Origin of the sequence: Anabaena catenula FACHB-362 (assembly GCF_014698735.1) — a bacterium.
In the GTDB taxonomy this organism is placed as follows: domain Bacteria; phylum Cyanobacteriota; class Cyanobacteriia; order Cyanobacteriales; family Nostocaceae; genus Anabaena; species Anabaena variabilis_A.
The window spans coordinates 24686-38990 of sequence record NZ_JACJTQ010000036.1; the positions used below are offsets into that span (position 1 = coordinate 24686).

Consider the following 14305-nt stretch of genomic DNA (forward strand, 5'->3'; position numbering starts at 1 on the left):
AATTTTAACCTGGTTAAATGAGCAGCCATGAAAAAAGTTGCGAGCCACAACATTTAGCTATCATTTTCCACAATTGCCCCAAGTAGAGATGCGATCGCTCTTTCAATCCGTTGCCATCCGCTGGGTGAACTGAAATCAATTCCTAAAAATGTTTCGTTGACTTTGGTGCGGAGAACTAGATAAACAATTCCCGCAATCAAAACCGCACTGATAGCAGGGATATCTTGATCTGGGGGGAAGGAATACTTTTGCTGAAGAAATTCTAAACTCTCAGTCGCTACCTGATCTCGCACTGTTGCTAACTCCTGGGTTAACTCATTACCTTCGAGTAATTCCCAGCGGACAATTTCTTGGGTGATGGGTCGTTCTTGCAAGTCGTTCAGGAAGCGCGTCAGCAACAACACCATCGAATTAGCCAGCGATTTATCATCAAAGACTGTTTCATCTGCAATTAATTCTGCAACTGTGATCCAGTAGTTGCCTTCCTTGCCAAAGGTGCGTAGCAACGACGGGAGATTTTCAAAATAGCGATAAATCAAAACCTTATCAACACCTGCTTCACGTGCGATCGCATTCACCCCCAGTTGCTTAAAGCCTGATTCTGCCAAAAGTTTACCAACTGCCGACAGAATTCGCGCTTTTGTCTCTTCTTTGTCTCGCGCCATAAATCATTCTCATCTACTTGTCACCAACTGGTGACTATGATACTATGTCACTGAGCGGTGACTTATAAGGGCTGAAAAATGCAAAAAATTACCTTTGAGTTAGAAGTGTACTCTTTCCACATTGATTTTATTGGTCATGTCAATAACATTGTTTATATTCAGTGGCTGGAAATTGGTCGGACAAAACTACTGGAAGCCGTTGAGATGCCAACACATAAAATCTTTCAGCAAGGGTTTGCTCCGGTTTTAGTTCAAACCAACATCACCTACAAATCGCCACTCTATTTGGGCGAACGTGTACAAGCAGAAATGTGGATATCTGAACTCAAAAATGCCTCTGCTATTATGCAGTTTTGTTTCTATAACGAACAGAAAATATTAGCAGCAGAAGGATGGCAAAAAGGATTGTTTGTGGATAGACAAACAATGCGTCCCAGGCGGTTAAGTCCAGAGGAACGTTCTTTATTCTTACCTTATGTACATTCCCAGGTAGATGTTCAAGGCGCTAATTTACTGATTGGTGCGTCATAAAAAGATGATCATTCTTGTTTGGATATTGTTTGGTTTAGTAGGTGCAATTTCATTTATTACCCTCACTCGAATTCAGCCAAAACAAGAATCACAAATCCTTGCAATTGGGCTTGTTGTTGCTGCACTTATTTATATTGGCTTTGCGATTGGGGGCGGTGCTAACCAATTATGGATAGTAATCGAAGTTGCTGGTGTGGGAGTTTATGGACTACTTGCCGTATTAGGACTGCGTTATTCAAACTGGTGGCTGATGTTAGGTTGGATGGCTCATCCACTCTGGGACATCGGGCTACATCTAGTGAATCAAGGTGCAGTATTTACTCCAGCTTGGTATGTGGTTGTTTGTGTCAGCTTCGATTTACTTGTAGCAAGTTACATTACTGGTGTGCAGTTAAATCTATTCAATTTAAGAAAACCTGATTATGAATCTTGAACTCAAACGTCAGAGATTATTGAAAATTCTGCTAATTGCCAGCATCATTTCTACAGGTATTCACTTCACTGATAATTATCTGTTCATTAAGCAATATCCACAACCAGCCTGGATTACGGCTCCTTCAATTTATCAATCATGGCTCATTCTCACAGCCATAGGAATTACTGGCTATTGGTTGTATGAAAATCGAAAGTATTGGCTCTCTTATGCCTGTCTGTTGGTTTACTCATTTACAGGTTTAGCAAGCCCAGGACATTATCTTTATGGAACTATGTCGCAATTCTCAGCCAAGATGCATCTGTTTATTTGGACTGATGGGTTAACTGGTTTAGCAATATTAGGATTTATTTTCTGGTCAGCACTCATCTTCAAACAGTGGCGGCAAGAACCTAGCCCAACTGACAATATCCAATCTTAAATAAATACTCTTAAAAATTACGAATTACTTAACAGCTTTGTAGTTAAAACATTCATGTGTCGCCATAATTGAGTTCCACCAGCCCAAGAGTGAGAGGAATGTGTTCATCCACAGCCAAAAAAGTTCTGCCAAAACCACCCTGTCCAATAGGATAAAGCGGGCGATAACGCTCTTTAAGCAATAAAGGCTTACCACATTTAAGACAAAATTTAGCAGAATCTGGATTTTGTGGGTACAGACAAGCAGTACAGAAACTCATTACAAAGTGGAGATTTTCTAGGGATCTTTATACAAGTATTCCCAACTATTGCCACCTTTGTTGCCCAAAACAGAAGTTTACTGAATTTGAGATTTTAAATTTAAACAGGTTTATCAGCGCAGCGTCACGTAAACAAACCCCCCAATTTCAACCGATAACACATCTAAAATCCAAAATCTGAACTTGTTTGACTCATTGCTGTTCAGCTTTGTAAGTATAAAAGTTATCAAATGCACCTACACTCTCAAATTTGTAGTTAGGTAATAAATTATCAATTTTTATTTCAGTTCGATAGACACTAAAAATCACATAATTCTGTCTGGCTGTAGTCGCAGCAATAATGTCTCGGATTTGGGGATTAGCCGAATCAACCAATTTATTGCAATTAAATTGGATGAGATTTTGCAAGAAATTCGGTGTTTTTTGGCAAACATCTGTTTTTAAGTACGTCGTCAAGCGTTGTACTGCATACTCTTCATATTCAGCCTGTTCAGGATTTGTATTCGCCATTGCCACTCCCAAAACGGCGATTCCTGCGGCTCCTACAGATGCAATCATAGTCCAGGCTTTCATATAGTTTCAATCTGATGTGATCCTTATATTGTCAAGACTACAAGTAAATTGAAAAAGTTCTGGAAAAATATTGATCATTTTGCCAAACTCGTGCTATATTCAGATAGTGAATGGCGAGCGTAGCCAAGTGGTTAAGGCAGTGGTTTGTGGTACCACCATTCGTGGGTTCAAGTCCCATCGTTCGCCCTTTGATTTTAACAATTTCCATAGGTTTCATTGACCCCGCGATGATCAAGAAGTAAATTTTGTGGCTGCGTCTAAATTCCTGTGGCAAAACTTAATTACGTTGGCGTAGCCTGCGGTCGGCATTATTACGAATTAACCAGGACAGGTGCTACACCTGTCCTAGTATTAAATTGTTAATTCCCACCAAGTTTTTTGACCAACTACACCATCTACCAATAAATTGCGTTGATTTTGAAAGGCTTTAATCGCTGTCTCTGTCAGGGGTCCAAAAATCCCATCGATGCGGATACCATAACCGTTGGAAACTAACAGCCGTTGTAAGATTCTCACGGACATACCGGAACTACCAAAATACAAAATCGGCATGGCTTGCCGATTATAGGCTTGGTATCGTGATAACTTTACACTGTCCTTACCTATTGTGGAAATATCCTGGAACTCAGCTACCTTTAAGGAATCTAGGGATAGGTGCTTTTGTCTAATTTGCTTTAGTATCTTTTCCCGTTTGAGTGCGAGTGTTGAGATTTTAGGTTTCTCCCTTTCATTTGTCTCGATGAATTCAGGTGGCGTGATTTGAGGAGTGGGAACTAACTGAGATAACTGACTATTTGCTGATTTGTGAACGCCATTTTCCAGATGAAATGGTCGCTGCTGCGGCAAAGGAGGTAAGGTTGGTTGTGTGGTGTTTAACACGCCTGTCATCAGCAGGCCAATTTCAGTCATTGTAGTTCATCTCATATCTTGCACCTATAAGGATAAACCAGGAGTAGACAAACAAAGAGAGTGAAAGTATGACTCTAGATAAAGAGCCATAATTTACGCAGTAACAAGTTGCTTAAATCACAAAAATATAAATCATAAACCTTATGAAATATGGAGTCTCCGTTGATAATGACAAGCAGGTATTTGGTGAATGAGATATGTATTAGGTTTTATAGCAGTCAAATTTCTTAGCTACATGGAAATACCTGTGTGTTCTACCTTAATAGATTTTAAATGGATAAATAGTGCTTGATTGAGTCATCATTCAGACATTTATTTTGTCAGGGAAAATAACATGGAGATTTTTCTAAACCTATATTTATTTTTGACCAACAAAGTTGCACTATAGGAATCCGATTTGATTTAGGAAATACAAGCCTAAATAATACTAGTTTAGATTTGGGATGGTAAAAGACTGACTGCAAAGCTAATGCAGTTTTCCATCTATCGCCATCATTTTTCTTTCTTGGTAATACCATTTCCCGAAAAGCCCGAGCCAAATCATTGGTGTTTAATTTTTTCCTCCTGCCCTCGGCTGCCTATTTGTCTCAACCTTAGAGGATGTTTGTAAAGTCAAAATATATACTTAAAACCTCTCTCCAAACCTCTCTCCTTGTAGGAGAGAGGCTTTAAAACCCCCATTCCAGCTAACAAAAGTTGTTCCGCTTCCCTCCCCTACACCTGTCAGCACGGACGGGGGGTTAGGTTCTGAGGCTTTTGGTGTTTCATTCAATACTTTTAAAACATCCTCTTAAGGTAAAACGCACAAATGTTGAACATTTAACTGGGAGCATTATGGCGGGCAAGATGCCCGCACCACAAGAGTTTTTGATAATTGAGATCTGGTTTCAATCAAAAAACCTAGAGCCGAAATAGGATTATGCCCTCTAACTTCAGCTTTGGGTAATTAATGAATGAGTACAGGCGTAGCGGCTCGACCACTAACCTAAACTGGATGGAAATAGAAGGCGAAACCCAAAACCGTATAAGTGGCTAAAAGTAAAGTTCCTTCCAACCAATTAGACTTACCATCGGAACTAATGCTATTGGCAATTAACACCGATACGACCACTGCCACTAATTCAAAGGGATTGAAATCCAAATCCATCGGCTGACCCATGAAACGCCCAGCAATCACTAAAACAGGGGCGACAAATAGGGCAATCTGCATACTTGAGCCTACAGCTACAGATACGGAAAGATCCATTTTATTTTTCATCGCCACTGTCACGGCTGTAGCGTGTTCAGCAGCGTTACCGACGATGGGAAGCAAAATTACCCCTGTAAATAATGCTGTCAAACCTAACTTAGACGTGGCTACTTCTAAAGTGTCAACTAGCAATTCTGACTCTAAAGCTACTAGCAGGGTACATACTAGCAGTATGGCAGTCCAAAGCCAAAGATTTGGTTTTTCATGGGTAACTTCTGGTTCTGCTTGTTCTTCTTCTGTCTCTGCTACACCCACATCATATAAATAGGCGTGGGTTTTCATAGAAAATAGCAGGGTTAAGGCGTAAACCAGAATTAACACCACAGCAACGGCAAGGGAAAGATTTTGCACTGTTATTTCATTAATTCCCACTGATGTGTAATTCATTGCCGTTGGTAATAGAATAGCAATTACCGCCAAGTTCATCGATGAAGCATTTACCCGCGCTACAACTGATTGGAATGTTTGTTCTTTATAACGCAGTCCACCCAAAAGCATGGAAAAACCCATGACTAGGAGTAAGTTACTGATAATTGATCCCGTGATACTGGCTTTAACTACATCTATTAGCCCCGCATTCAGGGCAACTAATGCAATAATCAGTTCTGTAGCGTTGCCAAAGGTGGCGTTCAACAAACCCCCCAACGAAGGACCGACGACTACGGCAATTTCTTCTGTAGCTGTACCCATCCAAGCAGCTAGGGGAAGAATTGCTAGTCCAGCGGTGATAAAAACTATCAAGTCTCCCCATTCTAGAAAGTGAGCAGTTAAGGAAATAGGGATAAAAACTAACAAGCCGAGAAAAATGATGTTTTTAGCTGACATTTGGCATCTCGAATTTTGAGTATCAGTTACAAATGCCTGTGAGGAATTGAAACAGCAATCTGTAACCAGACTCTAGAATACTCTCAACTGTCGGTGAAGCTATTCCCAAATTTTACTATTTTGATCATAATCAACTGATAGAGTTTGCTAGTCAGGTGAGGTACAAATTTATCCAGGTGCATCTGCGGTTAATTCTTTCTAGCTGTACCACAGAGGATGAGAGCATCGCCGATATATAAAATAAGATTGCGATTTAATTAGTTATTGCAATTTTTTGTTGCAAAAGTATGGATTCAAGCCTGGGTTTTATCGCAAAAATGAGTTTTAATAGGTTAAAATACCATTAATTTTATTGGCTGATTCAGGTTGCCAGTGATAAAATTCCTACTATGAGACTTTATTCCATAGTTGATGACTATTTGTCTGCGGGAAATGGCTGCGCGATAATGCAGATTTATCCGAAAATTTCAACTATTTTGGCAAAAATAACTATCTAGCCTGATTTCATAGCTGTTGTTCATACCGGATTTTGTGAAAAAACCACCGTAAAAAGCATACATAATAAGATTTTCGCCACATTTACCATTTTTTTTTGGATAAAAATATCATGACTTCTGCTGCTGAACTGCCAGTTAGCTCTGGCTCAACATCGACATTACACCAAGATTCCCAACAGATTGCTGATAATGATCCCCTGAAAAAGTCCCAGGGTGTGTATGTAACTGTTCATGGTCATTTTTACCAGCCACCACGAGAAAACCCTTATTTAGATGCAATTGAACGCCAACCGAGTGCTACCCCTTTCCATGATTGGAATGAACGCATTCATTGGGAATGCTATCGCCCCAACGCCTTTGCCAGAGTGCTAAATGACAGAAACGAGTTGGTGGGGATCGTCAATAATTATGAGTACATGAGCTTTAATATTGGTCCAACGCTGATGTCGTGGTTAGAACGCTACGATGTGGAAGTTTATCAGCGGATTTTGGAGGCTGATGTTAAGAGTAGTCAACGTCTGCATGGTCACGGCAATGCGATCGCGCAAGTATATAATCACATCATCATGCCTTTGGCTAATGAACGGGATAAACATACCCAAATTCGCTGGGGTAAAGAAGACTTCAAATCCAGATTTGGTCGTGATCCCGAAGGAATATGGTTGGCGGAAACGGCTGTAGATTATGCCACCTTAGAAGCTTTAGTTGCCGAAGGAATTCGCTTTATTGTCTTAGCACCATCTCAAGCACAGCGTTGTCGTCCTCTGGCTAATGAAAATGATCCCCAGCATGAATGGTGCGAAGTCGGTGGTAGTCAGATTGATCCCACCCGTCCCTATCGTTGTTATTTAAAGCCTAGCCTCAGCATTGCATCTTCTCCGTTGAGTACAACTAAAGCAACTACCTCAGAACCTATAGAAGGCTTACCGTACATTGATATTTTCTTCTACGATGGACCGATTTCACGGGATATGGGTTTTAGTGATGTGGTTTATAATTCCCATCACTTCGCAGGTAGGGTTGGTGCAGCAGTGCGCGGGGATCATCGTCAATCCCAATTAATTTCTGTAGCCACAGATGGGGAAACCTTTGGACATCATAAAAAGGGAACTGAGAAAACTTTAGCCTATGCTTTTATTGGCGAGTTTCCCCGTCATGGTTGGACGGTAACAAACTTTGCTCATTATCTGAGTTTAAATCCTCCGACTTGGGAAGTGGAATTAAAGTCAATCACCGCCTGGAGTTGCGCCCACGGTGTCGATAGATGGCAGGATGATTGTGGATGTGGTGGGGAAGGTGGTGTATGGCATCAAAAATGGCGACGGCCGTTGCGAGATGCCTTAAATTGGCTACGAGATCAGTTAATTGAGGTGTTTGAAGAATATGGCGGGCAGTTATTTCGTGATCCCTGGTTAGCTAGGGATGAATATATTGAAGTGCTGCGCGATCGCTCTCCTGCCAATATTAGCCGTTTTCTTTCTCGTCATCAAACCCGGAAACTACAAGCAGCAGAACAAGTAGATGCTTTGCGTTTATTGGAAATGCAGCGTCATGCTTTGCTGATGTTTACTAGTTGCGGTTGGTTTTTTGAAGAAATTTCTCGCCCGGAAGGAACACAGATTCTCCGTTATGCTGCCCGTGCTTTAGAATTAGCCGGAGATGTGGCAGGTGTGCAGTTAGAAAAAGGCTTCCTCAAACGTTTGGGTTTAGCCCCCAGCAATGTGGAACACTTTAAGCATGGTGGAGAAATTTATCGTCAATTGGTGCTAACAGCCCAAATCGGTTTTAAGCAAGTTGCTGCCCATTACGCAATTACTTCCCTATTTAACAATCACAAAAATTCGTCGTTTCCACAAGATCCAGATCAACATCCTCATACTCACCAAAAGCGTGTTTATTGTTATGCCGCTAATGAATTAGATTACCAAATGCAACGCATGGGATCGTTGACTATGGCGGTAGGACATTTGAAATTGGTGTCAGAAATTACTTGGGAGAGTGAAAATTTAGTGTTTGCTGTTCTCCATTTGGGAGGCTGGGATTTTCATTGCTGTATTCAACAATTTACGGGCAGGCGTGACTACGGCCAATTGAAAGATAAGCTATTAGCATCACTAAAACAAGCGAGTGCGGCACACGCTATCTTGGTAATGACGCAGCTATTTGGGGATGAAGCCTTTAGTTTGCAAAATTTATTTGCCGAAGAACGGCATAGAATTATGCGGCTATTAAGCCAGGAAACACTGACAAGATTAGACCAGCTATATACCCAAGCATACCGAGAAAATTACGGTGTGATTATGGCATTTCACCGAGATGAGTTAGCAGTTCCCCAAGAATTGCAAGTTGCAGCGGAGATTGCTTTAGGTTATCGCTGTATGATGACATTGCGATCGCTAGAACAAGACATTAGCGAAGCGCAATTAAGCTGGAATCATATTGGAGAATTAGAAGCAATTGCTACTGAAGCTAAACATCTGCGTTGTCACCTGAATACTCCTGAAGGTAAGCAAATAATAGAACAGTTAATTGTGCGATCGCTGTGGCAAGTCTTACACGATGCTAATGGCGCATTTGAGACAGATATCCAACGTCTTGAAAAGTTGATAGATGTGGGGCATCAGCTAAATCTTGGCATTTCCTTAGAAAAATCCCAAGAACTCTACTTTAGCTGTTTACATAGTCAAATAATTCCCATGTGTCTCAGCAACTTTAACAATCAAGCAGAAACAGATCACTGTCGTCAACTACTGAAATTAGGGCAAAAATTAGCCGTTGATGTCAGCATGATTGAGAAAAAATTAGCCTAGATTTATTGGGTAGACTATTTCATTCTTTCAAAGTTTAGGCATTTAGTCCGCGCAGGAGGACTTTGTGTGTGTAGCCAAGCCACTGCGTTGGGCGGCTTTGCCGACTTAAAGCAAGTGGCGCGCGACTTCTAGTCGCCAGGGCTGGGAGAATAAAATAACTTTTGTCAGGTGGGCATTGCCCACCATTTTACTGCGATTTAACTTTTAGAACGGTCACAATGATAGGGATACAACCACTCACACCTAAACAATCCGTTAGTATGTTTCTCAAAAAATGTTCCAGCGTGATATTTAGGTGAGATATCAATCCCCGCTTTAGTTTTTATCTCGTACAACCAAGGAAACGCTGCCACTAAAACAGCCATAACAGCGAAGATGTAAAAAGTTAAAGTGACAGCTTTAGGGAATTCACGGGACTTAGTTTTGAGTTTTTTAGGCATAGAAATGATTAACTCAAAGTCCATCCTAGCTTAAAGTTGAAAATGTTATTGAAATAGGTGATCAATTCTGTCAGTTTTGTGATGCTGACAACTTAAACATAGGGTTTGTAGATTACAAATATCATTTTTTCCACCACTGTCTAAAGAGATAATATAGTAAATCGAGAGGTTAGATTTACAGATGTAGCCAGGATAATTAGGACATTATTAATCCTTGAAACTTAGATATAATAAGGCTTTCCCTCCTGCCTCCTGCCCTCTGCCTCCTGCCTCCTGCTATACCAGTAGTTTTACCGCAAATTTCACATTCATATTTATCCTGTGGAAACACATAACCCCTTATCTTTAGTGAGATAGAAATACGTGGAGTGTTACTTATGATGTTTGACAAAATTCCCGAAAATCTTTTTCTACTTGATCAGAATAGTTAAGTGCATATTCTAAAATAGATTCACGCCATTTAGAAGAGTTAGCAAAATCAATTAAATCATCCGCAATAGCAGAACCTTGTCTACCACCGCTACGTAATTGATCCCAAGCTGTCACCTCAGCCATTGTTTGAATTAACTTTTCTAAACGTCCGAATTTACCATTCCACCCCTTTAAATTCACCTTATCTTGTGTTGGTTGCAATTCCCGCAAAACATAGGATTTATCACCATCACCAATCGCTTCCAACAATGCAGGTGGAGTTCCCTGTACCCGGTTTTGAATAGCTACAACTCGTGCGGCTGGACTTTCCCATTGTGGCTGAGGTATTTTTAAATAAGGTTGTAATGAACTAGTTTTTGTTTCCTTAAAATCTAACAAATAATTGTGATCTGGAGAACCTTCACCCTCTACCAAAATTATATAGCGTTCTAAACCCAAACTACCAGTCCCAGCTATCCTGATTTGCACATCTAATATTTGATAAAAATCTTGATCTTGCTTGGTTAATTTATGCCAATATGTAATTAATGTTTTTACCTTTTCTTGCTGTTCTTCTGTCGCTTCAGCAATACGTTGATTATCGATAATTAAGCGCCGTTTACCTTTTTTTACTTTCGTACGCTGATCTAAAAATTCAGAACGTTTTCGGGATTTTAAGCTTTCCGATAAATCCTTAACTAAACCCTGAGCGGTTTCTTTTTCTACACTTCTTATCTGTCCTTTAGAGAGAGTTTCGCTGTAAGCATCTAGATAATGATTACTTAAATGCAATGCTTCTGTAGCATTTACTCCCAAAGCGTGACAACCAACTATTATACTAACTACAAATCTTACTATATCCCAGGTGCAAGGAGCAAGAACAGCTTCATCAAAATCATTCATATCGAAATAGACTAATCGGTTATGTCCTTTATAGCTACCAAAGTTTTCTAAATGTAAATCACCACAAATCCATACTGCTGGGGCTGCATTAAGTAATGAATCTTGAGGAAAATCTTCATAAAATAAATGACAAGTTCCACGATAAAATGTGAACACATCAGAACGCATATTCTGGTATTTTAATTTCAAAAATTCAGGGTTGCGTCCATTGTTGAATTTGTAGATTCTTTCAGTGATATTGTTTAACATTGATTTAGATGTTGCTGGATTAGTATTTAAATTTAAAATATCACTATTTGAGATTAGAAGAGTGTGAATTTTTATTTTTGCTTATCCAGCAAATATCCCCATAAATGAATATTAAATACAATTAATAAACATACCTGACGATTATAAATTGCGGTGATATAAACTTAGTCTGCTTGGTAGAACTAATTGATTTATGAGGTACTATCATTAATCATGCGACGAAGATCATCAAGAGGCGAATCTGGTTCTGTCATTATTGACGTATCATTGTTAGAGTTAACTGTATGATCATCTTCAACATAAAATTCAACGCTAAGTTGAAATCGCAATTTACCTTTTTTCCAGTTTTGAGAACCTAGGTTTAAAATTTCGCAATCTATACCTTCATCACACAAAGTTTGATAAGATTTATTAATATAAACTCCCCGTTCTTCTAAGGATTGATGCAACTGCTGTGCTAAATCAGAATCAGAATTAGATAGTTTATATAATGCTTGTCTAAGTTGAGTAACTCTATACATATATTCTTCAAACTCAACAACATCATTATCCTGACAAGTTATTAACTTGAACTTATCTTCCATATCCATTTTTTCCTTTGCGTTATTTGCGATTTGGCACGAAACAAAAATAATAGAATCACAGATAAGTCCTCACATTTACCTGTGATAAATATTAAAATTAAACTTCTAATACTTCCTCAGAAACAATCACATTATTAAAAGATATCACATCAATTATAGGCAAAAGATGTTCATATAACTGCATCGCTTGCAAACAATTGTTAATACCAGAAACAGCCGCATTATAATCCTCAATCTTTTGTTCTACAACACCCAATAACCGCTGATTATTGGCAATTTTTTCCGCAGATTCCTGTTCCAAAGTAGCTTCCAAATAAGCCCGCGCATAGGGATACTGCTGCAAAATATGATCTGCTTGTTTTTCAGCCATTGGTAACAACTGAGTTTTGAGAGTTTGGTTAATAGTTTGACGGAAAGATTTGCGAATAGTATGAGAAACTTTAGGCTCAAAATCTAACTTTAATAATTGTCTAATTGCTGGTTCAGCTTCTATAACGCTTTCTGCATCATAACCTTGGGACGTTTGCTGTAACGTTTGACGAAATTGATAGATAGAAAAAGTACCTTCATCGTAAAATCTAGGACTTTCTCTGACAAATCTATCGCACTCTATACTAGCAGCACTAATCAAAACTTGAGCGACTTGTTTTTCTATCACCTTTACTTCTTGTTCAATTCCACCATCATTACCTAACAAACGGTACAATTGGCGATAATGTTCCGACTTTTGAAGCTTCTCAATTAATCGTTGGAATAGATTAGCAATTAATTGTTCACAAGACTCAATTAAAATATCTTCCAACTGATTAGCTAAGTAATAAAATGCTTCTACTAAAATAGCTAATAAAGGTGCAGTTGCGTTACGAGGATGACTGACAGTTGCACGTCGATAAGCATTAGCAACTGAGAAGGTATCTAGCAACTCATCCAAACGACGAATCATCCGGGTTTGCAGTTGGCGAAAATCAGATTCAAACTCTTCACAGGAATTATTAATTAATCTATTAACTTCATCTGTGATATGCTGACTAAAGTCTCTACCAACTTGCTGAAGTTGCTGATTTAGGCGTTGTAATTCTTGTGCCTTCATCGTTTCTATTTCTCGCGGTTGACTATCTAAATCTCGCTGAGAACTTTGATAATGTTTTTTCAGATTAATACAAATATCTTCTAAATCATCTGCAAGATTTTTAAATAATTGAGGACGCTTTTCTTCAGTTAAATAGCGAGTGATCGCTGTGCGAAAGTCTTCAATACCACTATCGTGAATTAGTTGGTTAATTAGCAGTATTCCTTGTTCATCTAAAATTCGGACATAGTTTTCATTGGGAGTTTCAAAGCCATTAAGAGAAATTCGGAATTGACTAGGAGAAAGTTTTCCCGAACTAACGCAATAGTTATTAAAAGCATAGACAAATTGAGGTATTTCTTCCCTCCCATCTAAACCTTTAATAGTTTCTGCAAAAACCGAATCCAACCCAAATCGATCTAATCTGTTTGTCTGTTTAATTTGACTTCCGTAAAATCCTAATAAGCCACTGGTTTTATAAACTCTTGTGCTATCACGAAATTGTCCATTAATTAAATCTTCTAATCGTTGTCTAAGTTGAGTGTTGTACCAAGTTTCATCAATGCGGTTGAAAATATAAAAAACGCGATCGCGTATTCCTGCATTTCCCCGCATCATTTCTAAAAGTTCCGTTTCTTCCTTCGTCAGATCACCCGCAGCAGCAGGTTTGAGTACACACACTACCGCTGACGTATCCGCGTCTTGAATTTTGCTGTAAGTTAATTGTGCATCTTTTTCTACTGGTGCATCGATTCCTGGGGTGTCAATAATGACATTTCCATCTTGTAAAAGAGGATGATAGCAATAATATTCAATTCGCTTCAAAACCGCGCTGTTACTACCTCTGCGTGCATATCCAGCAGCTTCTTTGAGATTAGTAAAGTTAAATTGTTCCATTGAATATGTAGCATTATTAACTGTCTTGATGCGATCGCGGTTAGTTATATATCCTTCTAACAACAAAATTAATGCTTTTGCTTGTTTAGCGCGTTCTGATTTACTTTCCCCACCCTCTTGCTGAATAATTACTTCACAACCTTGTCGGAGTAAATCAATCACATCAGATTGATTAATATTCGCAACTGTATTAAACCCCAACTGCTGACACAAAGAAATAGCTTGTTCTCGAATTTCTACTTCACTCAAAAAAGTTAAAACTACTCTTTCTGCATCTGCTGGTGCATACTCAATCTTACATTCTGTCCCTGTAGCGTGTCCCTCTGCACTGTACAACAATTCTCTCTCTAATAGTGCATTAATTAACATCGACTTTCCCGCACTAAATGCACCAGCAAAGACAATTTCAAACTTGGGAGAAATCGCTTTATCCAAAGAAAGCTTTACCGGCGTAATATCTTGAGAACGCAAACTTGGTTCTTGCTGTAGAAGTTGTAAGATAGATTCAACTTGTACTGATAAATTTTTACACTGATGCGGTAAGTTTGACATATTGAATAATAGAATTATGAATAAATAT

Annotated in this window: 13 protein-coding genes, 1 tRNA gene and 1 pseudogene; 5 read left to right on the forward strand and 10 right to left on the reverse strand. The window is 39.0% G+C overall.

Translation table 11 applies throughout. The features are described 5' to 3' along the window. Positions 1 to 53: 53 nt before the first annotated feature. Positions 54 to 665, reverse strand: coding sequence for a TetR/AcrR family transcriptional regulator (locus H6G68_RS19885; RefSeq protein WP_190908190.1), 612 nt, complete (start codon positions 663 to 665; stop codon positions 54 to 56). Between the two features lie 78 nt (positions 666 to 743). On the opposite strand from H6G68_RS19885, the gene H6G68_RS19890 reads away from it, so the two are divergent. The 3 genes from H6G68_RS19890 to H6G68_RS19900 are packed head-to-tail and all read left to right on the forward strand — an operon-like array spanning position 744 to position 2050. After that, the gene (locus H6G68_RS19890) at positions 744 to 1196 is read left to right on the forward strand and encodes an acyl-CoA thioesterase (RefSeq protein ID WP_190908191.1); all 453 of its coding nucleotides are present in this window, start codon (positions 744 to 746) and stop codon (positions 1194 to 1196) included. A 4-nt stretch (positions 1197 to 1200) separates the two neighbouring features. Beyond that, positions 1201 to 1629: a DUF6010 family protein gene (locus H6G68_RS19895; RefSeq protein ID WP_190908192.1), complete on the forward strand. Its 429-nt coding sequence runs from the start codon at positions 1201 to 1203 to the stop codon at positions 1627 to 1629. After that, complete coding sequence (locus tag H6G68_RS19900; RefSeq protein ID WP_190908193.1) at positions 1619 to 2050, forward strand: hypothetical protein; 432 nt, start codon at positions 1619 to 1621, stop codon at positions 2048 to 2050. Before H6G68_RS19895 ends, H6G68_RS19900 begins: the two co-directional genes overlap by 11 nt. Before the next feature lie 94 nt (positions 2051 to 2144). Here H6G68_RS19900 and H6G68_RS19905 read toward each other — a convergent pair. Then, positions 2145 to 2309 (reverse strand): annotated as a pseudogene (locus H6G68_RS19905) (4-Cys prefix domain-containing protein); the annotation flags it as partial. Between the two features lie 192 nt (positions 2310 to 2501). Then, entirely contained in the window at positions 2502 to 2882 is a 381-nt protein-coding gene (locus H6G68_RS19910; RefSeq protein WP_127055119.1) for a DUF4359 domain-containing protein, read from the reverse strand. A gap of 113 nt (positions 2883 to 2995) precedes the next feature. Between H6G68_RS19910 and H6G68_RS19915 the strand changes: the two genes are divergently transcribed. Beyond that, positions 2996 to 3068, forward strand: a tRNA-His gene (locus H6G68_RS19915). A 165-nt stretch (positions 3069 to 3233) separates the two neighbouring features. Here the strand turns inward: H6G68_RS19915 and H6G68_RS19920 are convergent. Further along, on the reverse strand, positions 3234 to 3791 hold the full coding sequence (locus tag H6G68_RS19920; RefSeq protein ID WP_190908194.1) for a peptidoglycan-binding domain-containing protein: 558 nt from the start codon (positions 3789 to 3791) through the stop codon (positions 3234 to 3236). Positions 3792 to 4776: 985 nt separating this feature from the next. Continuing rightward, a complete protein-coding gene (cax, locus tag H6G68_RS19925; RefSeq protein ID WP_190908195.1) occupies positions 4777 to 5865 on the reverse strand; it encodes a calcium/proton exchanger in 1089 nt (362 codons plus the stop codon). A 607-nt stretch (positions 5866 to 6472) separates the two neighbouring features. On the opposite strand from cax, the gene H6G68_RS19930 reads away from it, so the two are divergent. Continuing rightward, positions 6473 to 9172, forward strand: coding sequence for a DUF3536 domain-containing protein (locus H6G68_RS19930; protein WP_190908196.1), 2700 nt, complete (start codon positions 6473 to 6475; stop codon positions 9170 to 9172). A gap of 197 nt (positions 9173 to 9369) precedes the next feature. Here the strand turns inward: H6G68_RS19930 and H6G68_RS19935 are convergent, their stop codons facing one another. The 5 genes from H6G68_RS19935 to H6G68_RS19955 all read right to left on the reverse strand — a co-directional run bounded on the left by H6G68_RS19935 (position 9370) and on the right by H6G68_RS19955 (position 14277). Continuing rightward, a complete protein-coding gene (locus H6G68_RS19935) occupies positions 9370 to 9612 on the reverse strand; it encodes a hypothetical protein (protein ID WP_190908197.1) in 243 nt (80 codons plus the stop codon). A 45-nt stretch (positions 9613 to 9657) separates the two neighbouring features. Then, a complete protein-coding gene (locus tag H6G68_RS27685) occupies positions 9658 to 9795 on the reverse strand; it encodes an HNH endonuclease (RefSeq protein ID WP_190908206.1) in 138 nt (45 codons plus the stop codon). Positions 9796 to 9987: 192 nt separating this feature from the next. Further along, positions 9988 to 11175 (reverse strand): DUF2252 domain-containing protein, encoded by a 1188-nt coding sequence (locus H6G68_RS19945; protein ID WP_190908198.1) that lies wholly within the window; start codon positions 11173 to 11175, stop codon positions 9988 to 9990. Between the two features lie 191 nt (positions 11176 to 11366). Continuing rightward, positions 11367 to 11765 (reverse strand): KGK domain-containing protein, encoded by a 399-nt coding sequence (locus tag H6G68_RS19950; protein ID WP_242045331.1) that lies wholly within the window; start codon positions 11763 to 11765, stop codon positions 11367 to 11369. A 91-nt stretch (positions 11766 to 11856) separates the two neighbouring features. Then, the gene (locus tag H6G68_RS19955; protein WP_190908199.1) at positions 11857 to 14277 is read right to left on the reverse strand and encodes a dynamin-like GTPase family protein; all 2421 of its coding nucleotides are present in this window, start codon (positions 14275 to 14277) and stop codon (positions 11857 to 11859) included. Positions 14278 to 14305 lie beyond the last annotated feature (28 nt).

Coding starts and splice junctions, on each gene's coding strand:
- H6G68_RS19885 (WP_190908190.1), bottom strand. CDS start 665: ATGGCGCGAGACAAAGAAGAGACAAAAGCGCGAATTCTGTCGGCAGTT.
- H6G68_RS19890 (WP_190908191.1), top strand. CDS start 744: ATGCAAAAAATTACCTTTGAGTTAGAAGTGTACTCTTTCCACATTGAT.
- H6G68_RS19895 (WP_190908192.1), top strand. CDS start 1,201: ATGATCATTCTTGTTTGGATATTGTTTGGTTTAGTAGGTGCAATTTCA.
- H6G68_RS19900 (WP_190908193.1), top strand. CDS start 1,619: ATGAATCTTGAACTCAAACGTCAGAGATTATTGAAAATTCTGCTAATT.
- H6G68_RS19910 (WP_127055119.1), bottom strand. CDS start 2,882: ATGAAAGCCTGGACTATGATTGCATCTGTAGGAGCCGCAGGAATCGCC.
- H6G68_RS19920 (WP_190908194.1), bottom strand. CDS start 3,791: ATGACTGAAATTGGCCTGCTGATGACAGGCGTGTTAAACACCACACAA.
- cax (WP_190908195.1), bottom strand. CDS start 5,865: ATGTCAGCTAAAAACATCATTTTTCTCGGCTTGTTAGTTTTTATCCCT.
- H6G68_RS19930 (WP_190908196.1), top strand. CDS start 6,473: ATGACTTCTGCTGCTGAACTGCCAGTTAGCTCTGGCTCAACATCGACA.
- H6G68_RS19935 (WP_190908197.1), bottom strand. CDS start 9,612: ATGCCTAAAAAACTCAAAACTAAGTCCCGTGAATTCCCTAAAGCTGTC.
- H6G68_RS19945 (WP_190908198.1), bottom strand. CDS start 11,175: ATGTTAAACAATATCACTGAAAGAATCTACAAATTCAACAATGGACGC.
- H6G68_RS19950 (WP_242045331.1), bottom strand. CDS start 11,765: ATGGATATGGAAGATAAGTTCAAGTTAATAACTTGTCAGGATAATGAT.
- H6G68_RS19955 (WP_190908199.1), bottom strand. CDS start 14,277: ATGTCAAACTTACCGCATCAGTGTAAAAATTTATCAGTACAAGTTGAA.